The sequence below is a fragment of the Caulobacter sp. 05T431 genome, assembly GCF_056665975.1.
This window is the reverse complement of sequence record NZ_JBFTKU010000021.1, coordinates 85,352-107,740: the sequence shown is the minus strand read 5'-3', so window position 1 is coordinate 107,740 and position 22,389 is coordinate 85,352. Positions and strand designations below refer to the sequence as shown.

Annotated in this window: 19 protein-coding genes; 5 read left to right on the top strand and 14 right to left on the bottom strand. The window is 69.4% G+C overall.

Going from position 1 to position 22,389, the window contains the following annotated elements:
- Positions 1-108 precede the first annotated feature (108 nt).
- Both AC1U89_RS18655 and AC1U89_RS18650 read right to left on the bottom strand, forming a co-directional pair.
- On the bottom strand, positions 109-1,398 hold the full coding sequence (locus tag AC1U89_RS18655; protein ID WP_479901149.1) for an NAD(P)/FAD-dependent oxidoreductase: 1,290 nt from the start codon (positions 1,396-1,398) through the stop codon (positions 109-111).
- Positions 1,399-1,534: 136 nt separating this feature from the next.
- A complete protein-coding gene (locus AC1U89_RS18650; RefSeq protein ID WP_479901148.1) occupies positions 1,535-2,935 on the bottom strand; it encodes a glutamine synthetase family protein in 1,401 nt (466 codons plus the stop codon).
- Positions 2,936-3,052: 117 nt separating this feature from the next.
- Here AC1U89_RS18650 and AC1U89_RS18645 point away from each other — a divergent pair, with 117 nt between their 5' ends.
- Together AC1U89_RS18645 and AC1U89_RS18640 are read left to right on the top strand one after the other, a co-directional pair.
- Entirely contained in the window at positions 3,053-3,235 is a 183-nt protein-coding gene (locus AC1U89_RS18645; RefSeq protein ID WP_479901147.1) for an antitoxin, read from the top strand.
- Positions 3,223-3,501, top strand: a complete 279-nt coding sequence (locus AC1U89_RS18640; protein ID WP_479901146.1) for a type II toxin-antitoxin system RelE/ParE family toxin — start codon at positions 3,223-3,225, stop codon at positions 3,499-3,501. The genes AC1U89_RS18645 and AC1U89_RS18640 overlap by 13 nt, the downstream gene beginning before the upstream one ends.
- Positions 3,502-3,509: 8 nt before the next feature.
- On the opposite strand, the gene AC1U89_RS18635 is transcribed toward AC1U89_RS18640, so the two are convergent.
- The 11 genes from AC1U89_RS18635 to AC1U89_RS18585 all read right to left on the bottom strand — a co-directional run bounded on the left by AC1U89_RS18635 (position 3,510) and on the right by AC1U89_RS18585 (position 16,972).
- Positions 3,510-4,913 carry an aspartate aminotransferase family protein gene (locus AC1U89_RS18635; RefSeq protein ID WP_479901145.1) on the bottom strand — a complete coding sequence of 468 codons (1,404 nt, stop codon included), beginning with the start codon at positions 4,911-4,913 and terminating at the stop codon, positions 3,510-3,512.
- Positions 4,914-5,011: 98 nt separating this feature from the next.
- Positions 5,012-5,767 carry a gamma-glutamyl-gamma-aminobutyrate hydrolase family protein gene (locus AC1U89_RS18630; RefSeq protein WP_479901144.1) on the bottom strand — a complete coding sequence of 252 codons (756 nt, stop codon included), beginning with the start codon at positions 5,765-5,767 and terminating at the stop codon, positions 5,012-5,014.
- 157 nt (positions 5,768-5,924) lie between these two features.
- On the bottom strand, positions 5,925-7,097 hold the full coding sequence (locus AC1U89_RS18625) for an ABC transporter ATP-binding protein (RefSeq protein WP_479901143.1): 1,173 nt from the start codon (positions 7,095-7,097) through the stop codon (positions 5,925-5,927).
- Positions 7,081-7,932, bottom strand: coding sequence for an ABC transporter permease (locus tag AC1U89_RS18620; RefSeq protein ID WP_479901142.1), 852 nt, complete (start codon positions 7,930-7,932; stop codon positions 7,081-7,083). Before AC1U89_RS18620 ends, AC1U89_RS18625 begins: the two co-directional genes overlap by 17 nt.
- Positions 7,932-8,825, bottom strand: a complete 894-nt coding sequence (locus AC1U89_RS18615) for an ABC transporter permease (RefSeq protein WP_479901141.1) — start codon at positions 8,823-8,825, stop codon at positions 7,932-7,934. The genes AC1U89_RS18620 and AC1U89_RS18615 overlap by 1 nt, the downstream gene beginning before the upstream one ends.
- A gap of 139 nt (positions 8,826-8,964) precedes the next feature.
- On the bottom strand, positions 8,965-10,065 hold the full coding sequence (locus AC1U89_RS18610) for an ABC transporter substrate-binding protein (RefSeq protein WP_479901140.1): 1,101 nt from the start codon (positions 10,063-10,065) through the stop codon (positions 8,965-8,967).
- A 95-nt stretch (positions 10,066-10,160) separates the two neighbouring features.
- Complete coding sequence (locus tag AC1U89_RS18605) at positions 10,161-11,540, bottom strand: glutamine synthetase family protein (RefSeq protein WP_479901139.1); 1,380 nt, start codon at positions 11,538-11,540, stop codon at positions 10,161-10,163.
- Positions 11,537-12,919 carry an aspartate aminotransferase family protein gene (locus AC1U89_RS18600; protein ID WP_479901138.1) on the bottom strand — a complete coding sequence of 461 codons (1,383 nt, stop codon included), beginning with the start codon at positions 12,917-12,919 and terminating at the stop codon, positions 11,537-11,539. The genes AC1U89_RS18605 and AC1U89_RS18600 overlap by 4 nt, the downstream gene beginning before the upstream one ends.
- 187 nt (positions 12,920-13,106) lie before the next feature.
- A complete protein-coding gene (locus tag AC1U89_RS18595; RefSeq protein ID WP_479901137.1) occupies positions 13,107-14,552 on the bottom strand; it encodes an NAD-dependent succinate-semialdehyde dehydrogenase in 1,446 nt (481 codons plus the stop codon).
- Between the two features lie 4 nt (positions 14,553-14,556).
- On the bottom strand, positions 14,557-16,059 hold the full coding sequence (locus tag AC1U89_RS18590; protein WP_479901186.1) for an aldehyde dehydrogenase: 1,503 nt from the start codon (positions 16,057-16,059) through the stop codon (positions 14,557-14,559).
- A 241-nt stretch (positions 16,060-16,300) separates the two neighbouring features.
- Positions 16,301-16,972, bottom strand: coding sequence for a GntR family transcriptional regulator (locus tag AC1U89_RS18585; RefSeq protein WP_479901136.1), 672 nt, complete (start codon positions 16,970-16,972; stop codon positions 16,301-16,303).
- Positions 16,973-17,196: 224 nt separating this feature from the next.
- Here AC1U89_RS18585 and aptA point away from each other — a divergent pair, with 224 nt between their 5' ends.
- Both aptA and AC1U89_RS18575 read left to right on the top strand, forming a co-directional pair.
- A complete protein-coding gene (gene aptA, locus AC1U89_RS18580; protein WP_479901135.1) occupies positions 17,197-18,516 on the top strand; it encodes an omega-aminotransferase AptA in 1,320 nt (439 codons plus the stop codon).
- Positions 18,517-18,664: 148 nt separating this feature from the next.
- A complete protein-coding gene (locus AC1U89_RS18575; RefSeq protein WP_479901134.1) occupies positions 18,665-19,444 on the top strand; it encodes a site-2 protease family protein in 780 nt (259 codons plus the stop codon).
- A gap of 7 nt (positions 19,445-19,451) precedes the next feature.
- On the opposite strand, the gene AC1U89_RS18570 is transcribed toward AC1U89_RS18575, so the two are convergent.
- A complete protein-coding gene (locus tag AC1U89_RS18570) occupies positions 19,452-20,561 on the bottom strand; it encodes a cache domain-containing protein (RefSeq protein ID WP_479901133.1) in 1,110 nt (369 codons plus the stop codon).
- A 440-nt stretch (positions 20,562-21,001) separates the two neighbouring features.
- Here AC1U89_RS18570 and AC1U89_RS18565 point away from each other — a divergent pair, with 440 nt between their 5' ends.
- Entirely contained in the window at positions 21,002-22,342 is a 1,341-nt protein-coding gene (locus AC1U89_RS18565; RefSeq protein ID WP_479901132.1) for a pectate lyase, read from the top strand.
- Positions 22,343-22,389 lie beyond the last annotated feature (47 nt).

Genomic DNA, 22,389 nt, shown 5'->3' with positions numbered 1-22,389 from the left:
CCCCCGCGGGGGGAAGAGGAGCGCTGCGCGACGCGGCGTCCTCCGCCCCCTATGGGGGCGGACAGGCGACGAAGTCGCCAGGTGGGGGCAAGTGGGTGAGCCTCTGACTCACAACCGATCCCTAAGCGCGTACCAGCTGAGCCCCGCCACCGTCAGCGGCCACCGTAGCAACCGCCCGCCCGGAAACGGGGGCGTTGGCAGTTTCGACAGCAGCGCCACCCCCTCCCCCTCGCCCAGGGCCGCGTCGGCCAGCAGCTTGCCGAACCACGGCGCCAGCATCACCCCCTGCCCCGAATAGCCCGCCGCGATCCGCACGCCGGGCGCCAGCTCCCGCACGAACGGCGAGCGATGGACGGTGATGCCCAGGGTCCCGCCCCAGGCGTGGGTCACGGCCACATCGGCCAGGTCAGGATAGACCTTCAGCATGTGCCGCCGCACGAACCCCTTCAGGTCCGGCGGGAAGCCCGGCCGGTAGTTCTCGCCGCCCCCGAAGATCAGCCGACCGTCGGGGCTCTTGCGGAAATAGTTGATCACGAACCGGCTGTCGGCCACGGCGGCGTTGCTGCGAATGATCGCGTCGGCCCGTTCGCCCAAAGGCTCGGTGGCCAGGATGAAGTTGTTGATCGGCATCACCCGGGCCCGCGCCGTTCCCCCCGCGATCCCGTCCAGATAGCCGTCGCCGGTCAGGATCAGCTGGTCGCAGGTGACGGTCCCAACGGGGGTCTCGACGCGGATCGTCGTGCCCTCGCGCCGCCAGGCCACGGCACGGGTCTGTTCAAAGATCACCGCGCCCGCCGCCATCGCCGCCTGGGCCATCCCCAGGGCCAGGTTCAGCGGATGCAGGTGGCCGCCGCCCCGGTCGACCAGGCCGCCGTGATAGACATCGGTCCCCAGCTCGTGGGCCAGGGCACCCTCATCGATCAGGGCCAGCTGATCGTAGCCGTAGACGCGGGCCATGTGCTCGATGTGCGCCGCGTCCCCGGCCTCGCCGCCGCGCTTGTGGCGGGCGTGGATCATGCCGGGGCGGAAGTCGCAGGCGATCCGGTGTTCGCCGATCAGGGCCAGCAGGTGGGCGCGGGCGTCCTGGGCCATGCGCCACAGGGCCAGGGCGTCGTCGCGGCCGACCGTCTTCTCCAGCCAGGCCTGGTCGTTGCGCTGGCCCGTATGGACCTGGCCGCCGTTGCGCCCCGACCCGCCGCTGCCGACCTGGGCGGCCTCGAGGACGACGACCGACACGCCACGCTTCGCCAGCTCCAGCGCCGCGCCCAGGCCGGTATAGCCGGCGCCGACGATGCAGACGTCGGCGCGGGTTTCGGTGTCGAGCGCCGGCAGGCTTGGGAAGGACGTGGCGGTGGCCGCGTACCAGGAAGTGTTCGGATGGCCGGTGTTGGCGAACACCTACTTGCCCCCACCTGGCGGCTTCGCCGCCTGTCCGCCCCCATAGGGGGCGGATGCGCGCACGGCCCATCTTCCCCCTCCGGGGGAAGACGACCGCGAAGCGGTCCGTAGGGGGCAAGGGGTCACCGCCTCGACCTCAGACATTCAGCAACAGGAACTCCCGTTCCCACGGGCTGATCGTGCGCATGAAGGTCTCGTACTCGGCCTGTTTCACCGTGGCGTAGGCGTTGCAGAAGGTGGCCCCCAGGATCTCGACCAGGGGCTTGGCCTCCTCGAACAGCATCACCGACTCCAGCAACGACCGGGGCAGCTCGATGCCGCGCACGCTGGCGTCGGTGTCGACCGGCGCCGTCGGCGACAGGTTCTGGGTCATGCCCAGATAGCCGGCCGCCAGGGTCGCCGCGATCGCCAGATAGGGATTGGCGTCCGACGAGGGGATGCGGTTCTCCAGCCGCCGGTTGGCCGGATCGGACGGCGGCACCCGCAGGCCGCAGGTGCGGTTGTCGTAGCCCCACTGGGTGTTGACCGGCGCCCCGCTGTCCCGGGCGATCCGCCGGTAGCTGTTCACGTACGGCGCCAGGATCGCCATGATCGCCGGCAGGTAGCGCTGCTGGCCCGCGATGAAAGCGTAKAACAGCGGCGTGGCGTCGCCGCTCTTGGGGTCCGAGAACAGGTTCTGGCCGTCGGTGTCCAGGATCGACTGGTGGATGTGCATGGCGCTGCCGGGCTCGGCGGCCATCGGCTTGGCCATGAAGGTGGCGTAGATCTCGTGCTCCAGCGCCACCTCGCGAATGGTGCGCTTGAACATGAACACCTGGTCGGCCAGCTCCAGCGGATTGCCGTGGCGGAGGTTGATCTCCATCTGGGCCACACCGCTCTCGTGGATCAGGGTGTCGATCTCCAAGCCCTGGCGCTCGGAGTATTCGTACATGTCCTCGAACAGGGCGTCGAACTCGTTGACCGCGGCGATCGAATAGCCCTGGCGGCCGGTTTCCGGCCTTCCGGAACGCCCGATCGGCGGCTTCAGCGGGTAGTCGGGGTCGGTGTTCTTGTCGACCAGGTAGAACTCGATCTCGGGGGCCACGATCGGCTCCCAGCCCTTCTCGCGGAACAGGGCCACCACCCGGCGCAGCACCTGGCGCGGGCTCTCCTCCACCGGCCGGCCGTCGGGGTGGAAGGCGTCATGGATCACCTGGGCGGTCGGGTCCTGGGCCCAGGGCACCACGGCCAGGGTGGCGAGGTCCGGGGTGAGGAAGATGTCGGTGTCGGACTGCACCGCGTTCACCGCCCCCTCGAACTCGGGGAAGTCGCCGGTGATGGTCTGGTAGAACACCGCCAGCGGCAGGTTCATCGACGGCGCGCCCAGGAACTTGCGCACCGGCATGATCTTGCCCCGCGCCACCCCGGCCAGGTCGGGCACGACGCACTCGATCTCCTCGATGTTCTGGCGCGAGAACCAGTCGCGCGCATCGTCGAGGGTGGCGACCCCGCGCGTGGTCTTGGGGGCGGGCTTGGATTTCTTTTCTTTGTACTTCACGGGGGCGCTCCTCGCGCTTGTGGAAGTCTAGTCTCGTTAAGGATGGCKACAAGTTCGCGTCTCGCCCGGGCTTGGCCCGGGGGTCGCGTTCAGGATGTGTTCCTGTTATGGTGGGACATGGTCGAGCCCGAACCCACGATCTTCGACGCCATCGACGACGAGGCCGACCGCCTCGCCGAAGCCGCCGCCGACGCCGACGTCGAAGCTGGCCGCGTCGTTCCCCACGCGCGGGTTCGCGAATGGCTCAAGACGCTCGGCACGCCCGAACAGCAGCCCACCCCATACTCGTGGCGGAAGTAGTCTGGAGCGACCGCGCGCTGGCCAATATCGAGGCCATCGTCACCTATATCGTCGACCAACACAGCCCGTTGGCCGCCCAGCGCCTTGGTCAAAGACTGCTGGCGGCGGGCGACGCGTTGGAAGACTCGCCTGACCGAGGCCGTTCGATAAGCCGTGGCCGTCGCGAACTGGCGGTGATCGCGCCGTATCTGATCCGCTACAGGCTCAAGGACGATCGGGTTCTGATCCTGGAAGTCCGCCACGGCGCGCGACGCCCAGGTGGATAAGCCATCGCTCACCCCGCCGCCTCCGGCTTCAGCGCCCGCAGCACCGGCTCGGCCTCGTCCAGGGACTTCCTGATGATGCCCACCAGGTCGTCGATCTGGGCGTGGGTGATGATCAGGGGCGGGCAGCAGACGATGCTGTCGCGGATGGCGCGGACCATCAGGCCGTTGGCGATGCACAGGTCGCGCACGATCGGCCCGGCCTCGCCCTCCTTGTCGAGGAAGCGGTGGTTGGTCCCCTTCTCGCGCACGATTTCGACGGCGCCGATCAGGCCCAGCGAGCGGGTCTCGCCCACCAGCGGATGGTCGTTCAGTGTGGCCAGGGCCTTGGCCAGGTAGGGACCCGTGTCGTCGCGGGTGCGCTCGACCAGGCCCTCGCGCTCCATGATCTCGATGTTCTTCAGGGCCACGGCCGCCGCCGTCGGGTGGCCCGAATAGGTGAAGCCGTGGATGAAGTCGCCGCCCTTCTCGCGCAGCTCAGCGACGATGTGGTCGGCCACGCCCACGGCGCTGATCGGCAGGTAGCCGGACGACAGGCCCTTGGCCATGGCGATCATGTCGGGCTTCACGCCGTAGTGCTGGTGGCCGAACCACTGGCCCAGCCGCCCGAAGCCGCAGATCACCTCGTCGCAGACCAAGAGGATCCCGTACTTGCGGCACAGGGCCTCGACCGCCGGCCAGTAGCCGTCCGGCGGGATGATCACCCCGCCCGCCCCTTGCACCGGTTCGCCGATGAAGGCGGCGACATTCTCGGGGCCGACCTCCAGGATCTTGTCCTCGATCGCCTGCACGGCGCGGTCGCGGAAGGCCGCCGGGTCCTCGCCGAAGCCTTCGCCGAAGTGATAGGGCTGCATCACGTGCTCGACGCCGGCGATCGGCAGGTCGCCCTGCACATGCATGTGCTTCATGCCGCCCAGCGAGACGCCCGCGACGGTGGAGCCGTGATAGGCGTTCCAGCGGCTGATGAAGACCTTGCGGTCCGGCTGGCCCTTGAGTTTCCAGTAATGGCGGGCCAGACGGAAGACCGTGTCGTTGGCCTCCGACCCCGACGAATTGTAGAAGACGTGGGTCAGATGGCCGCCCATTTTCTCGGCGATCTTGGCGGCCAGCTTCACCGGCGGCGGCGTCGCGGTCTTGAAGAAGGTGTTGTAGTAGGGCAGCTCCAGCATCTGGTCGTAGGCCGCCTTGGCCAGCTCGTCGCGGCCGTAGCCGACATTGACGCACCACAGGCCGGCCATGCCGTCCAGGATCTGGTGGCCCTCCCCGTCATGGATGTAGACGCCGTCGGCCCGGGTGATGATCCGGCTGCCGCCCAGCTGGGCGATGACCTTGTGGTCGGCCTGGGCCGGCAGGTGGTGGGCCAGGTCCAGGCGCTTGAGCTCGGCGATGTCGTGGTTGCGGATGGGGACGGTCATCGGGGGCTCTCCTGGACTATTTTCTTGTTCTCTAGATCCGCTCATCCCGGTGGACGCCGGGATCCGAGCGGTGCTCGTCGTCTTGCCTTCGAGGCGGACTAGGCGGGAGGCCGCAGGCCCTCGCCCCGCAGCGCGCGGCCGAACACTTCGAAGAACGCCTGGCTCTGCGGGTTCCGCTCGGGGTTCCATTCGGGGTGCCACTGCACGGCCAGCACCGGCGCGCCGTTGACCTTGGCCGACACGGCCTCGACCACGCCGTCGGGCGCGCGGGCCTCGACCAGCAGGCCCTCGCCCAGCTGGTCCACGCCCTGGTAGTGGACGGAATTGACGACGGCGGTCTCGGCGCCGAAGGCGGTGGCCAGCACGCCGCGCGGGGTCAGGTCGACGCGGTGCTCGTGGTCGAACATGGCGTCGAAGCCGGCCTCGTCCGGAGCGTGGTGGGCCAGGAGCGCGCCGTCGGCCGACATGTCCCGCCGCAGCGTGCCGCCGAACGCGACATTGATCTCCTGGAAGCCCCGGCACACGCCGAAGACGGGCCGGCCCAGGTCGAGCATGGCCTTGATCAGGTCGGCGGTCATGCTGTCGCGGCCGGCGTCAAACGGCCCCGGCGCGTCGGGGATGTCCTGGCCGTAGAGGGCCGGGTCCATGTTCGACGGGCTGCCGGTCAGCATCAGGCCGTCCAGCCGCGCGGCGACCTCGGAGGCCTTCATCAGCTCGGGCATCGAGGGCACCAGCAGGGCCGCGGCGTCGGCGTACTTCATCGCCCCGGCGACATAGCGGTTCATCACCGCCTGGGCCGGCTCGATCCCGACGATGCGGGTGCAGCAGATGACGCCGGCGACGGGGCGGGTCATTTCCCCTCGCCCTCACAATGCGTTGTCATCCCGGAAAGCGCGGAGCGCTTGTCCGGGACCCAGGTGAGCCGCAACGCGCAAGCCCAGTCCCCTGGGTCCCGGACAGCCCCTGCGGGGCTTCCGGGATGACAACCGTTGGAGAGGTGGCGGATGGTTCTCACGACAACAACACCGCCGGCGAGCACGCGTGCCAGCCCAGCCACACGGCCTCGCCCAGCTTGAAGTCCTCCTGGTCCCAGCGGGTCAGGTTCGGGCGGGCCACCTTCACCCGGCGGCCGCTCTTGATCTCCACCTCGTAGACGCTCTGGCCGCCCAGATAGGCCTCGTGCTTGATCACCCCGGCCACCGCGTTCTGGCCGACTGGGCAGTCGCCCATGTTCGGCGGGGGGCCGCCTTCGGGGCGCTTGTGCAGCTCGATCTTCTCGGGCCGCAAGGCCGCCCAGACCGTGCCGCCGCGCGCGCCGGTGACGCCATGGTCCAGGAAGATGTCGCAGTCCAGGTCGGGCGACTTGACCACAGCGTGGCTGGGCTCGTCGACGGCCAGCACGCCCTCGAACAGGTTCACGCTGCCGATGAAGTCGGCCACGAACCGGCTGTTGGGGAACTCGTAGAGGTCGCTGGGACCGGCCACCTGCTGCAGCACGCCGCGGTTCATCACCGCGCAGCGCGACGCCAGGGCCAGGGCCTCGTCCTGGTCGTGGGTGACCATGATGAAGGTGATGCCGACCTTCTCCTGCAGGGTGCACAGTTCGGTGCGCATCTGCTCGCGCAGCTTGGCGTCCAGGGCCGACAGCGGCTCGTCCAGCAGCAGCACGCGGGGCCGTTTCACCAGGGCGCGGGCCAGGGCCACGCGCTGGCGCTGGCCGCCCGACAGTTGGTCGGGCTTGCGGCCGGCCAGGCCGTGCAGCTGGACCAGGTCCAGCGCCTCCTCCACCCGCCGGTCGCGCTCGGCCTTGCCGACGCGGTCGACCTTCAGGCCGTAGGCGACGTTGTCGGCCACGCTCATGTGCGGGAACACGGCGTAGGACTGGAACACCATGTTCACGGGCCGCTTGTTGGGCGGCACGGTCGAGACGTCCTGGCCGTCGATCAGGATGCGGCCCTCGGTCGGCGTCTCGAACCCGGCCAGCATCCGCAGCAGGGTGGTCTTGCCGCAGCCCGACGGCCCCAGCAGCGAGAAGAACTCGCCCTCGTGGATCGTCAGGCTGACGTCGTCGACGGCCGCCATCTTGCCGAAGCGCTTGGTGACGTTCTCGAAGGTGATGATGGGTTGGCTGGTCACCGGATGTCCCCCGACACACAAAATCCGCGCATCACGCCTTCTCCCCATGTCCCGCCGTCGCCGCCGGGTCGCCCTGCAGCTTCAGCGCCACGGCCGTCAGGATCACGGTCAGCACGATCAGGATGGTCGAGGCGGCGTTGACCTCGGGCGTCACCGAGAAGCGGACCATCGAATAGACCTTCACCGGGAAGGTCACGGTGTCCGGGCCGGCCGTGAAGAAGGTGATGACGAAGTCGTCCAGGCTGAGCGTGAAGGCCAGCAGGGCGCCGGCCACCAGCGAGGGGGCCATGTGCGGCAGGATCACGTCCTTGATCGTGCGCCACTCGCCGGCCCCCAGGTCGCGGGCCGCCTCCTCCATCTCGCGGTTGAAGCTGGCCATGCGGGCGCGGACCACCACCGCCACGAACGGGAACGAGAACGAGACGTGGGCGATGGTGATGGCCCCCAGGTTCAGCGGCCAGGGCAGGCCCACGGGCCAGGGCAGGACCTTGGCGAAGAACACCAGCATGGCCACGCCCATACAGATCTCGGGCACCACGATCGGCAGGGCCAGGGCCCCGTCCAGCACCGTCTTGCCCGGGAAGCGGAACCGCCAGAGGACCAGGGCGACCATGGCCCCCAGGGCCACGCTCAGCACGGTGCACAGGGCCGCGATGGTCAGGCTGTTGGCGAAGGCCTCGATCAGCGAGGAGTCGTTGAAGGCCTTGTCGTAGTATTTGAGCGTGAAGCCCTTCCAGACGATGTTGCGCCGGCTGTCGTTGAAGCTGAAGGCCATCAGGGCGATCAGCGGCGCGTAGAGGAACACCCCCACGGCGGCCAGCCAGGCCTGCATCTGCCAGCGGCGGAGATATTCGAGGGGGCCGGGAGCGCTGCGCTTGGCCATCAGACCGTCTCCCCGGTCTTCTTGCCCCGCCCCAGCAGCGCCTGGACGGCGATGGCCACGAAGGTCAGATACATCAGCAGGAACGACAGCGCCGMGCCGAAGGGCCAGTCGTTGGCGCGCTTGAACTGGCGCTCGATGACGTTGGCGATCATCTGGCTGTCGGGACCGCCCAGCAGGTCGGGGGTCAGATAGGCCCCAAGGGCCGGGATGAAGGTGATCAGCACGCCCGAGGCGATGCCTGGCAGGGCCAGGGGCACCACCACCTTGAACAGGGTGCGCATGTGGCCCGCCCCCAGGTCGAGGCTGGCCTCCAGCAGCGACTTGTCCAGGCGGTCCAGGGCCGAATACAGCGGCAGCACCATGAACGGCAGGTGGACATAGACCAGGCCGACGATCACCGCGAAATTGGTGTGCATCATCTCCAGCGGCTGGAACGGCTGGAGCGGCAGGACCTTGGCCGCCAGGGTCCAGATCCCCTCCAGCCCCTTGTTGATGTAGCCCTCGTTGCGCAGCACGGCGATCAGGGCGTAGGTGCGGATCAGGAGGTTCGTCCAGAACGGCAGCATGATCAGCAGCAGCAGCCAGGTCTTGGCCTTCTGCGAGGCGAAGGTGATGGCCAGGGCGACGGGGAAGCCGATCACCAGGCACAGGAAGGTGGTCAGGGCCGCCATCCAGCCCGACTTCAGGAAGATCTTCAGGTACAGCGGCTCGATCGCCCGGGCGTAGTTCTTGAACGTGCCGGTGATGGCGATCTGGGTCAGGCCCTCGTTGTGGCCGAAGCTGTAGGCCCAGACGATGGCCAGCGGGACCAGGAAGAACAGCACCAGCCACACCAGCGGCGCGCTGAGCGCCGCGGCGAAGACGGATTTGGCCTGTTTCCAGGATTGTTCCACGTCGATCCCTCTTCAAAAGTTCCTCCCCCCGTGGGGGAGGTGGYCCGAATGGGCCGGAGGGGGAGTAGACCCACCTCAGCCCACTCCCCCCTCCGYCGCMTGCGGCGACACCTCCCCCACAGGGGGAGGGTCTTTCGCCTTAGGCCGCCCGAACGCGGGTGATGACTTCCTCGTACAGGCTGGCCTTTTCCGGCCCCTCGAACGCGCCGTACTCGCACTTGGCCAGGGCCGCGGCGGACGGGAAGATCACCGGGTTGTCCTTGTATTCCGGCGGCATCAGCGCCTTGGCGGCGGCGTTCGGCGTCGGATAGAGGATCGTCTTGGAGATCTTGGCCCCGGCCTCGGCGTCCAGCAGGTAGTTGATGAACTTGTGGGCGTTGTCGGGACGCGGCGCGCCCTTGGGGATGCACAGGGTGTCGGAGTTCAGCAGGCTGCCCTCCTTGGGGATCACGAAGTCGATATCAGGATCGTCCTTCATCACCTGGGCGATGTCGCCGTTGTACTCCAGCACCAGGTCCACATCGCCGGCCACCAGCATGTCCTGGCCGTTGTCGTCGTGGAACGCCTTCACATAGGGCTTCTGGCGGATCAGCATCTTCTCGATCTGGGTGACCATCTCGGGCGGGATGTTGTTGACGCTGTGGCCCAGGTACTTGGCGCACAGGCGCACCAGGTCGGCGCTTTCCGACAGCAGGGCGATGCGGCCGTTGTACTGGGCGCTGTCGAACAGGTACTTCCAGCTGTCCGGAACGCCCTTCACCTTCGACTTGCGATAGCCGATGCCCAGCACCAGCCAGGTATAGGGCAGCGAGTACTTGCGGCCCGGGTCGTAGTCCGGGTTCAGGAAGGCCGGGTCGACGTTCTTGATGTTGGGGATCTTGGCGTGGTCCAGCGTCTCCAGCATGCCCGCCTGGCTCATGCGGGTGACGAACTCGTTGGACGGCACGATCACGTCGTAGCCGGCGTTGCCCGCCTTCAGCTTGGCGAACAGCTCGTCGTTGGTGGCGAACAGGCTCATGTTCACGTCGACGCCGGTGGCCTTCTTGAAGTCGCCCAGCGTGGTCTCGCCGATGTAGGTGTCCCAGTTGTAGAAGTTCAGCTTGGGCTCTTCGCCGTTGGCCGACTTGGCGGCCTCGCCCTGGGGCTTCTGCCCGCAGGCGGTGAAGCTGATGCCGATGGCCGCGGCGCCCATGGCGGTCAGCAGCGAGCGGCGGGTGCCGAGAATGCGGTTGGTGCTCATGCCCTTACAGACTCCCCAGAGGTTGTTTCCCTTGCGCGATCAGGAACCCTCCCGACCCCGCGTTCAACTCAAGCCGTACTCCCGGCGCCCCGCCGTCACGCGTTGCGCAGATACCAGTCATAATCCAGCTGCCCGACCACCTCGGCGAAGCGCGCCTGTTCGGTGCGCTTGACCGAGACGAACATCTCCACGAACCGCTCGCCCAGATAGTCGCGCAGCACCTCGCTGGCCTCGAACAGGTTGACGGCCGCGTACCAGTCGGTGGGCAGGCGGACCTTCTCCTTAGCCGCGGCCGCGTAGCCGTCGCCGACCACCGCCGGGCCCGGATCGATCTTGTTCGAAATGCCGTGGTGGGCGCAGGCCAGCAGGGCGGCCAACACCAGGTACGGGTTGCCGTCGGCCCCAGCCACGCGGTGCTCCACATGCCGGGTMGGCGGCGGTCCGGCGGGCACGCGCAAGGACACCGTGCGGTTGTTGACGCCCCACGTCGGGGCCACCGGCGCGTAAGAGTTGGCCTTGAAGCGGCGATAGCTGTTGGCGTTGGGCGCCAGGATCGCCATGCAGTCGGCCATCAGCGCCTTCATGCCGCCGATCGCGTGCTTGAGCAGGGGCGAGCCTTCCGGGTCGTCGGCGGCGCAGAGGTTGTTCCCCTCGGMGTCGTTGAAGCTGACATGCACGTGGAAGCCGTTGCCGGCCTGGTCGGCCCAGGGCTTGGCCATGAAGGTGGCCTCGGCGCCGTGGCGCAGGGCCACGCCCTTGGCGGCCCGCTTGTAGCGCAGGGCGTCGTCGGCGGCCTGCAGGGCGTCGGGCTTGTGCTTGAGGGTCAGCTCCACCTGGCCCGGCGCGAACTCCGAGATCGCGCCTTCCAGCGGCACGCCCAGCACGTCGCACACGTCCCACAGCTCGCGCAGGAACGGGGCGTAGGCTTCCAGCTCGGGCAGGCCGTAGACCTGGATGCCCTGCGGCCGCTCGCCGGTCTGCAGCGACCGGGCCGGCAACAGCTCGCCGGCCGGGCCGCGATGCTGTTCGACCAGGTAGTACTCCAGCTCGCAGGCCACGACCGGGGTCAGGCCGTCGGCGGCGAAGCGGTCCAGCACCCGCCGCAGCACGTGGCGCGGGTCCAGGTCGTTGGCCGCGCCGTCCAGCTCGTACAGCGACAGCATCACCTGGGCCATGTCCGGACCCAGCCAGGGGGCCAGGGTCAGGGTCTCGGGCACCGGCCGCGCCCGGCGGTCGGCGTCGCCGTCCTCCCAGACCAGGCCCGTGTCCTCGCAGTCGGCGCCCTGGGTGTCGACCACCAGGATCGAGCCGGGCAGGAAGCGGCCGTACTCGTAGATCGCCTGCAGCTCGTGGATCCGCAGCCGCTTGCCGCGCGGCACGCCGGTCATGCTGGTGAAGAAGACGTCGACGTACTTCACCTGCGGATGGGCGGCGAGGAAGTCGAGGCATTCCTGCGGGTCGGCGACAAGGCTCATGAACTCAGTCCCTCCAGCGCCCCGGCGAACCCGTCCACCGCCGCGACCAGGCGGTCGATGGCGGCGTCCTCGGTGACCGGCGACACCAGCATCATGTTGTGGAAAGGCGCGATCAGCACCCCTCGGTTGATCAGCCACAGATGAAGCGCGTGCAGCAGGTCCGGGTCCAGCGTCTCGCGCATGGCGGCGGCGTTTTTCGGCGGGCTGGCGGCGAAGACCAGCTCGACCCGCGCGCCCACGTGGACCACCGACCAGGCCAGGCCCCGGGCGGCGATCACCCCGCGCAGCCCCTCGACCAGCCGACCGGCCCCGGCCAGCATCCGAGCATAGGCGGCGTCGGTCATCACCTCGGACAGCATGGCCCGCATGGCGGCGATCGCCAGGGCGTTGCCGGACAGCGTGGTGCCGACGCCCGACTGTCCCGGGCCGATCCGGGCGGCGGCGCGGTCCATGCATTCGGAAAGCTCGGCCGTCACGCCCCAGACCGCGGCCGGCACGCCGCCGGCGATGGCCTTGCCGACCACCAGCATGTCGGGCTCCAGCCCATGGGCGCGGGCGTAGCCGCCGGGGGCGGTCGAGATCGTGTGGGTCTCGTCGATGACCAGCAGGGTCCCGGCCTGGCGGGTCAGGTCGCGCAGCACCGACAGGAAGCCCGGCTGCGGCAGGATCATCCCGCAATTGGTCATGGCCGGCTCGGCCAGGACGGCGGCGACGTCGCCCGGCGCCAGGGCCTGGGCCAGGGCCTCGGGATCGTTGAACGGCACGACGCGGGTGGTGGCGGTCAGGTCGTGGACCTGGCCCAGCAGGCCGGGCTTCATGGCCGGCTTGCTTTCACCAGAAGAATTGGCCTTCAGCACCACGAAGGCGTCGTCGACCATGCCGTGGTAGCAGCCGTCGAACACCACGATCACCGGCCGCTGGGTCACCGCCCGGGCCCAGCGGATCGCGGCGCGGTTGGCGTCGCTGGCCGTGGTCGCCATCTGCCACAGCGGCAGGCCGAAGCGCTCGGCCAGCAGCCGGCCGACGATCACCGCGCTGGCCGTGGGCAGCATGAAGCCGGTCCCGCGCTTGGCCTGGTCGGCGATGGCGCGCGCGACCGCCTCCTGGCCGTGGCCGAACATGGCCGGCGTGTCGGCCAGGCAGAAGTCGTCGTACAGCTTGCCGTCGACGTCGGTGACCTGGGCGCCCACGCCCTGGGCCGCGAAGATCGGGCACGGGCTGGCCCAGTCGGTCATCCAGTGCATCGGCGCCCCGCCGCGCCAGACGTCGGCCGACTGCCGCGACATCGCGCACGACCGGGGGTGCTCGGCGACGAAGCGCCGGGCCTCGTCCTGGATCAGGTCGGCGAGGATGGGGGCGTTGGCGGGTTTGGGGGTCATGCTTGCCACACCCCAACCATTCCCTTTTCAACCGTCATCCCGGGCCTTGTGCCCGGGATCCCTGGTTCAGCCGACGGTGAAGCGCTTTGGCGCGCTGGCGCGCCACACCCCTGCACCTGCGGCGGAGAGAGGGGTCCCGGGCACAAGGCCCGGGATGACGATGTTGAGGGGGAAATGGCGGTGGGGGTCATCCAGTAACCCCTCCAAAACACAGGTACTTCGTCTCCAGATACTCGTCCAAGCCCTCGGAAGACCCCTCGCGGCCCAGGCCGGAGTCCTTGACCCCGCCGAACGGCGCGACCTCGGTGGAGATGATGCCTTCGTTGATGCCGACCATCCCCGCCTCGATGGCCTCGGCCACGCGCCAGCAGCGGGCGACGTCCTTGCTGTAGAAGTACGAGGCCAGGCCGAAGGGCGTGGCGTTGGCCAGTTCGATGGCCTCGGCCTCGGTCTCGAACTTCACGATCGGGGCGACCGGGCCGAAGATCTCCTCCTGGAACAGGCGCATCTCCGGCGTCGCGTCGACCAGCACCGTCGGTTGCCAGAACAGCCCGCCCAGGTCGTGGCGGCCGCCGCCGACCGTGGCCTTCGCCCCCTGCTCCACCGCTTCACGCACCAGCTTCTCGACCTTGGCGATGGCCTTGTCGTTGATCAGCGGGCCGATGGTCACGCCCTCGCCGGTCCCGGGCCCGACCTTCATGGCCGCGACCTTCTGCGTCAGCCGCGCCACGAAGGCGTCATGGATGCCCGCCTGCACGATCAGCCGGTTGGCGCAGACGCAGGTCTGGCCGGTGTTGCGGTACTTGCTGGCGATCGCCCCATCGACGGCGGCCTCCAGGTCCGCGTCGTCGAAGACGATGAAGGGCGCGTTGCCGCCCAGCTCCAGGCTGAGCTTCTTCATCGTGCCGGCGCACTGGGCGTAGAGGGTCTTGCCCACCGGGGTCGAGCCGGTGAACGACAGCTTGCGCACCCGGACGTCGTCGCACAGGGCCTTGCCGATGCCGGCGCTGTCCTTGCCGGTGACGACGTTCAGCACCCCGGCCGGCACGCCCGCCTCCACCGCCAGCCGGGCGATGGCCAGGGCGCACAGCGGGGTCTCGGCCGCCGGCTTGACCACCACGGTGCAGCCGCTGGCCAGGGCCGGACCGACCTTGCGGGTGATCATGGCGATCGGGAAGTTCCATGGCGCGATGGCGGCGCACACCCCCACCGGCTGCTTGATCGAGGCCAGGCGCTTGCCCGGCATCGGCGTGGGGATGGTGTGGCCGTAGGCCCGCTTGGCCTCGTCGGCGAACCAGTCGATGAACGCCGCGCCGTAGGCCACCTCGCCCCGCGACTCCGCCAGCGGCTTGCCCTGCTCGGCGGTCATCAGCCGGGCCAGGGCCTCGGTATGGGCCAGCATCAGGTCGGACCATTTGCGCAGGATCGCCCCGCGCTCCTTGGCGGTCCTGGCCGCCCAGGTCGGGAAGGCGCGGTGGGCGGCCTCGATGGCCACCTTGGTCTCCGAAGGGCCCAGGTCGGCGACCTCGGCGATCACCGAGCCGTCGGCCGGGTTCAGCACCTGGAAGGTGGTCTCGCTCTCGATCCAGAGGCCGTCGATGAAGGCGGCGGTTTCGACGAGTTCCAGGGTCATGTCATCACCTCAGCGTCACGGACACCGACTTCAGGTCGGCATACTTGTGCAACGCATGTAGGCTCCGATCGCGACCGAATCCCGACTGCTTGAAACCGCCGAACGGCATGGTGATGTCGCAGGCGTCCCAGCCGTTGACCCAGACCAGCCCCGCCTTCAACCGCCGAGCGGACGTGAGGGCACGGTCAATGTCCGACGTCCACAGGCCCGCGGCCAGGCCGTAGACGGTGTCGTTGGCCAGGGCGATCGCCTCGTCGGCGTCCTTGAAGGTCTGCACGCCCAGCACCGGGCCGAAGACCTCCTCCCGCGCCAGGGTGTGGTCGGGCTGGAGGCCGTCGAAGATGGTGGGCTCGACATAGAAGCCGCCCGTTTCCCGACGCACGCGCTGGCCGCCCAGCAGCCGGCGGGCGCCCTGGCTCTCGGCGGTGGCGATGTAGTCGAGGGCGGTGTTCATCTGCCGCTCGCTGACCATGGCCCCGAACACGGTGTCGGGGTCCAGCGGGTCGCCGGGGACCATGGTCCTGGCCACGGCGACCACCTTCTCGACGAAGGCGTCCTTGATCGAGTCCTGCACCAGCAGGCGCGAGGCGGCGGTGCAGACCTCGCCCTGGTTATAGAACACGCCCCAGGCGGCGGCCTCGGCGGCGGCGTCCAGGTGCTTGCAGTCGGCGAAGACGATCTGGGGCGACTTGCCGCCCAGCTCCAACGAGACGCGCTTGAGGTTCGAACGCCCCGAATAATCCATCAGCCGCCGGCCCACCGGGCCCGAGCCGGTGAAGGCGATCATGTCGACGTCCATCGACAGGGCCAGGGCCTCGCCGGCGACGCCGCCCAGGCCGGGGACCACGTTCAGGACCCCCGCCGGGAGCCCGGCCTCGAGGGCCAGCTCGCCCAGCTTCAGCGCCGTCAGCGGCGACTGCTCGGCGGGCTTGAGGACCACGCTGTTGCCCATGGCCAGGGCGGGCGCGACCTTCCACATCGCCATGTGCAGCGGGAAGTTCCACGGCACGATGGCCCCGATCACGCCCAGCGGCTCGTGCACCGCCCAGCTCAGCCGGTCGACCGGCGAAGCGCCGACCTCGCCATACACCTTGTCCAGCGCCTCGGCGTACCAGCGGCACGTGCCGATCGACAGCGGCACGTCGACGGCGCGGGCGTCGCGGATCGGCTTGCCGGTGTCCAGGCTCTCCAGCAGGGCCAGGTCCTCGGCGTCGCGCTCCATCAGCTCGGCCAGCTTGAACAGCACCGCCTTCTTGGCGCGCGGGCCCTGGTCGCGCCAGCGGCCGTCCTCGAACGCCTTGCGGGCCGAGGCCACGGCGCGGTCGACGTCGACGGCCTGGCAGGCGGCCACCTTGTTGATCAGCGTGCCGTCGCGCGGCGAGACGTTGTCGAACGTCTGGCCCGACGCCGCCTTGACCAGGGCGCCGTCGATCACCGCCCGGTCGGGCAGGGACAGGGCCTTCAGGGCGTCGAAGATGGACGGGGCGGTCACGCGGGCGAACTCCAGAAACTGTGATCACAGTTTGCGTCGGGCGGACGACTGTCAAGGTAGGGGAGCACCGCGAGGATGGGGAGCGGGGCCGCCGCCCAATCCCTATGCACCGTCATCCCGGGCCTTGTGCCCGGGACCCCTCTGTCCGCCGCAGGTGCGGAGGGGTGGCGCGCCAGCGCGCCAAAGCGCTTCACGTGCGGGCTGAACCAGGGGTCCCGGGCACAAGGCCCGGGATGACGGTTGAAAGGGGCGCCGCTCACCGCCCCGCCTCCACCGCCGCCCGCATCTTGTCCATGCCCTCCGACAGGTCGGCCGCGATGGCCCGCCTCGCGGCCTCGGCGTCGTGGGCCTTCAGGGCCTCGGTGGCCTCGACGTGGCGGTCGGCGGCCAGGCCGTCGGCGCCGACGCGGCCGAACACCACGCGCATGAAGGGTCCGATCTGCAGCCACAGGCCGTTGGCCATGGCCAGCAGCACCTCGGCCCCGGCGCGCTCGTAGATGGCGAAATGGAAGTCGTGGTTGGCGGTCATGTAGGCGTCGACGTCGCCCAGCTTCAGGGCCTCGTCGACGACGGCGTCCAGCTCGCGCAGGCGCTTGACCAGGGCGGCGTCGACATGGGGCGCGGCGCGGGCCGCCAGCTCGGGCTCGACCCACAGCCGGGCCTGGCACAGCTGCTCCAGCCGGGCCGCCGTCAGCGACGGCACGGACAGCCGCTTGTTGGCCGGGTTGATCGACAGCGCCCGCTCGGCCACCAGCCGCCGCACGGCGTCGCGCACCGGCATCGGCGACACGCCCAGCTCGGCCGCCAGGCTGCGCAAGCTGACGCCGACGCCCGGCGCGATGCGGCCGGTGATCAGGGCCAGCCGGATGGCGTCATAGACCTGGTCGTRGACGGCCACGCTGTCGGCGAGGGGTTTGCGCTCAACCATCGACACCTCCACCAAAAATCCGCTCATCCCGGCGAATGCCGGGACCCAGATGGAATAGCTCGGAGGCGACTTCCTCGAGCTCGGCGTTCATCCGATCAGATTCCACGCTTTGGGATCTGGGTCCCGGCATTCGCCGGGATGAGCGGCCGTAAAGGGTTGCCAGATCACGTTGGATTGCGATCACAATGCACGATCCCCCGCCCGACGCTAGATCGGAACAGCTCATGCCCGACACGAGCCCCAACGACCTCGACGCCTTCTGGATGCCGTTCACGCCCAACCGGCGGTTCAAGGCCAGTCCCCGCATGCTGAGCCACGCCGAGGGCATGTACTACCGCACCCCCGACGGCCGGCCGGTGCTGGACGCCACCTCGGGCCTGTGGTGCGTCAACGCCGGGCACAATCGTCCGAAGATCGTCGAGGCGATCCGCCGCCAGGCCGGTGAGATGGACTACGCCCCCAGCTTCAACATGGGCCATCCGGCGGCCTTCGCCTTCGCCAGCCGCATCGCCCAGATCACCCCGAAGGGCCTGGACCGCATCTTCTTCACCGGCTCGGGCTCGGAGTCGGTCGACACCGCCCTGAAGATCGCCCTGGCCTACCACCGCGCCCGCGGCAAGGGGACCAAGACCCGGCTGATCGGCCGCGAGCGCGGCTATCACGGCGTGGGCTTCGGCGGCATCTCCGTCGGCGGCATCCCTAAGAACCGGATGTACTTCGGCTCCCTGCTGACCGGCGTCGACCACCTGCCCCACACCCATGGCGTGGCCGGCAACCTGTTCAGCCAGGGCCAGCCGAAGAACGGCGCCGAGCTGGCCGACGCCTTGGAGGCCATCGTCGCCCTGCACGACGCCAGCAACATCGCCGCCGTGATCGTCGAGCCGGTGGCCGGTTCCACGGGCGTGCTGGTCCCGCCCGAGGGCTATCTCCAGCGCCTGCGGGCGATCTGCGACAAGCACGACATCCTGCTGATCTTCGACGAGGTGATCACCGGCTTCGGGCGGGTGGGCGCACCGTTCGCGGCCGAGCGGTTCGGGGTGACGCCCGACATGATCTGCATGGCCAAGGGCCTGACCAACGCCGCCGTCCCGGCCGGCGCCGTGGCCGCCTCGGACACGATCTACCAGGCGATGATGGACAGCGCCGACGCGGCCATCGAGCTCTTCCACGGCTACACCTATTCGGCCCACCCCCTGGCTTGCGCGGCGGGCCTGGCGACGCTGGAGGTCTATCAGGAGGAGGGCCTGTTCCAGCGGGCGCTGGAGATGGAGCCCTACTGGCGCGCGGCGGTGCATTCACTGCGCGACGCCCGCCACGTGATCGACATCCGCGACTTCGGCCTGATCGCCGGCATCGAGCTGGAGCCGAGGCCGGGCGCGCCGACGGCCCGGGCGCTGCAGGCCTTCGAGACCGCCTTCGACCAGGGCCTGCTGATCCGCGTCACCGGCGACATCATCGCCCTGTCGCCGCCGCTGATCATCGAGCGCGAGCAGGTGGATCAGGTGGTGGAGACGATCCGAGGGGTGCTGGCGGGGGTGGACTGACGCGCCGCGTCCGGCTCGGGGGACACACACTCACCCCGGACGCTGCACCAGACCGGCTCGGCCTTGCCGTGAGTGTGTGTCCCCAAAGTCGGCCTCCCAAGCTTGACTTGAGCCCTCCCCCTCGCGACCGGAGGGGGTATAAGAGGCCATGACCGTCGCCGACATCCGTCCCGCCAAGCCCGCCCCGATCAGCGGCAACGCCCTGATCCTGATGGCCGTCTTCACCGCCCTGACCTTCGCCCTGGCGTGGATGGACGAGCCGCCCGGCGTGCTGACCTTCGCGTTCGTGGCGGTGGGCTGGATCCTCAGCGTCGTGGTCCACGAGTTCGCCCACGCCTACGTGGCCTACAGGGCCGGCGACCACACGATCGTCGGGAAGGGCTACCTGACCCTGGACCCGCTGAAATACACCGACCTGACGACCAGCATCCTGCTGCCGCTGATCGTGCTGGCCGTGGGCGGCATCGGCTTCCCCGGCGGGGCGGTCTATCTGCGCGAGGACCTGATGCGCAGCCGCGTGGGACGGTCCCTGGCCTCGCTGGCCGGGCCGCTGGGCACCCTGGCGGTGCTGGTCGCGCTGTCGGCCGGCCTGGCCGCCGACCGGGCGTTCGGCGTCGACGACAGCGCCCTGGCGCGCGCCGCCTCGTTCCTGGCCCTGCTGCAGGGCTTCGCCCTGGTGCTGAACCTGCTGCCCCTGCCCGGCCTGGACGGCTTCGGCGTGATCCGCCCCTTCCTGCCGCCCGCGATCCGGCAAGGCGCCCTGCGCCTAGGCAACCTGGTGTTCATCGGGCTGTTCGTGGCGATCTTCTTCATCCCGGCGGTCAACGACGCCCTGTTCCGGGTGGTGCTGACGATCACCGACCTGTTCGGCGTGTCCCGCCCCGAGATCGGCGCGGGGCTGCGGGCGTTCCGGTTCTGGGAGGCCTAGTCGGCTTCTAGGCCGCGCTCAGCTTGCTCACCGGCGCCGTCACGGGCGGGCGAAAGGTCGCCGCCGGCTTTTCCGCCTCCGCCGTCTGGACCAGGCAGCCGTACCAGCCCAGGCCCTCATAGGTCTCGTAGCCGGGGGTCAGGGCGTAGCCGACGGTGCGGTCGCCGTCGGCGTAGCTGCCCATGTCGCCGCCCGAGGTGTCCAGCTTGAAGGTCTCCTCCAGCACGCCCCGGCCGTCCGAGCTGGCCAGCACCCGGTGGTTCTGGTCCAGCAGCAGCACGCGCGAGCGGGCCTTCTCCTCGTCGGTCAGGCGCACGCCGTCGACCACGGCCTGGGCCTGGGGCTTCCAGTCGAAATGGACGCCCAGCACGCCGATCACCCGGCCGTCGGCCTGGCCGCCCTCGCGGATGGCCGTGGCGTAGGTGGCGACCGGGGCGTCGTTCAGCGCCCGGACCCGTTCGATGTCGCAGACGGTGAAGTCGTCGCCCGACTTGGTGCGCATGGCGTTCTTGAACCAGTCGGTCTCGGCCACCGAGGCGCTCTTGGCGGCCGGGTACTTGTCGGGGCGGCCGCTGGCGATCACCCGGCCGGACGGGTCGGCGATCCAGAGGTCCAGATAGACGGTGTAGGCGTCGAGGATCACCCGCAGCCGCCGGCTGGCGTGGTCGCAGGCCTCGCGCGAGGGGGCCGCCACGCAGTCGACCACGGCGCTGTCGGTGGCCCACCAGCGCACGTCGCAGGTGCGCTCATAGAGGTTGCGGTCGATGATCTCGATGGCGTTCAGCGCCAGGTCGGCCAGGCGCTGGCCGCGCAGGTGGCCCAGGATCGCCCCGCCGATGGCGGTCAGTTCGTTGAGGTCGGCGCGCACCTGGCTCTCCAGAGCGGCGGCCACCACGTCGATCTGGGTGGAGATGGTCTTGAACTCTTCGGCCACGATGGCGAAGCCCCGCCCCGCCTCGCCCGCGCGCGCGGCGACGATCAGGGCGTTGATGGCCAGCATCTTGGCCGAGCGGTTGACGTAGGCGATCTCGCCGATCTTCTCGCCGGCGACGTGACTCAGGCGTTCGCTGAGCTCCAGGATGCGCTCCGGGCGGAGGCTGGCGTCTTCCGTCGACATGGTTTCCCCCGAAACCGGGCGGCGACGCTCCGAACAGCCGAATCGCTCGCCAGACAAGCGAGAATGACACCAGTGTCAGCTTTCGGGGATGGGGGACGGACAATTCGTCGCGCATTTTCGCGGGTTTAGCGGCATGCGCCCTGTGGAAATGTTCAGTTTCGCGGCAATCTTTGCCTCATTAATCATCAACGCCCGACAGCGGTGTCATAGCGACGTTGCAGCAAAGCGTTGCCGCACAACAAATGACACCGGTGGACAGGATTTCCGGGGCGGGGGATGATCACCGTCAAAATCCGCTCATCCCGGCGAATGCCGGGACCCAGATCCCATGGCGGTGTGGCTGATTGGAGGGGCTCGGTGCTCATGGCGTCAGCTTCAAAGCCATTCCATCTGGGTCCCGGCATTCGCCGGGATGAGCGGTTCAAGAGGGGAAACGACAGATGATCCGAACCGCTCTGGCCGCCGTCCTGGCCCTGACCGCGACCGTCGCCGCCCACGCGGCGCCGCGCGAGGTCGTGGCCTTCCCGGGGGCCGAGGGCGCGGGACGGCTGTCGGCGGGCGGGCGCGGCGGGGCGGTGATCAGGGTCACCAACCTCGAGGACTCCGGCCCCGGCAGCCTGCGCGCCGCCGTCGAGGCCAAGGGCCCGCGCACCGTGGTGTTCGACGTCGCCGGCACGATCCCGCTGAAGAGCGAGCTGAAGATCACCGAGCCGCGCATCACCCTCGCCGGCCAGACCGCCCCCGGCGGCGGGATCACCCTGCGCGACCACACCCTGGTGGTGGCCGCCGACGACGTGGTCATCCGCTTCATCCGCTCGCGCCTGGGCGACGAGAGCAAGACCGAGGGCGACGCGATCTGGATCAATTCCGGCCGCCGGATCATCCTGGACCACGTCTCGGCCAGCTGGTCGGTGGACGAGACCCTGTCGGCCAGCGCCCGCTACGACAATCCAGGCCAGGGATTCTTCGACCTGACAGTCCAGTGGTCGATCATCGCCGAGAGCCTGCGCCACTCGATCCACGCCAAGGGCGACCACGGCTACGGCAGCCTGATCCGCGGCGGCCAGGGCTCGAGGATCAGCTTCCACCACAATCTGTGGGCCAACCACCTGGCCCGCATGCCGCGCCCCGGCAACTACGACGGGCCCGACAAGGACCCGGTCGGGGCGTTCTTCGAGTTCCGCTCCAACGTCTTCTATAACTGGGGCAAGGGCCACGCCGGCTACGACGCCGACAAGGCGGCCCTGGCGGCCTACAGCTTCATCGACAACGCCTATGTCATGGGCCCCGACAGCGAAAAGCCCATCGCCTTCAACGAGAGCAACACCCTGGCCAAGGCCTGGTTCGCCGGCAACAGCATGAACGGCGCGGTCCCGGCCGATCCCTGGAGCCTGGTCAGCGGGCTGCAGGCCGACGGCTGGCGCCAGTCCGGACCGATCGACGTGGCGCCGGTGGCGGCCGATCCGGCGGCCACGGCCTACGAGCGCGTGCTGAAGGACGCCGGGGCCAGCGTGTTCCGCGACAGCGTCGACGCGCGGATCGTGGCCGGGGTGCGCGACAAGACCGGCAAGCAGATCGACAGCCAGGCCCAGGTCGGCGGCTGGCCCGTGCTGCCGCAGGGCAAGGCGGCGGTCGACACCGACGGCGACGGCATGCCCGACGCCTGGGAGAAGGCCCACGGCCTGGACCCGAAGAAGGCCGACGGGGCGCTGGATCGGAACGGCGACGGCTGGACCAATCTGGAGGACTATCTGGCGGACGCGGCCAAGCGCCGAAGCTAGGCCTTGCCTGGACGCGCGCGATCGTCCCCTATGCCGCCGTAGATTGT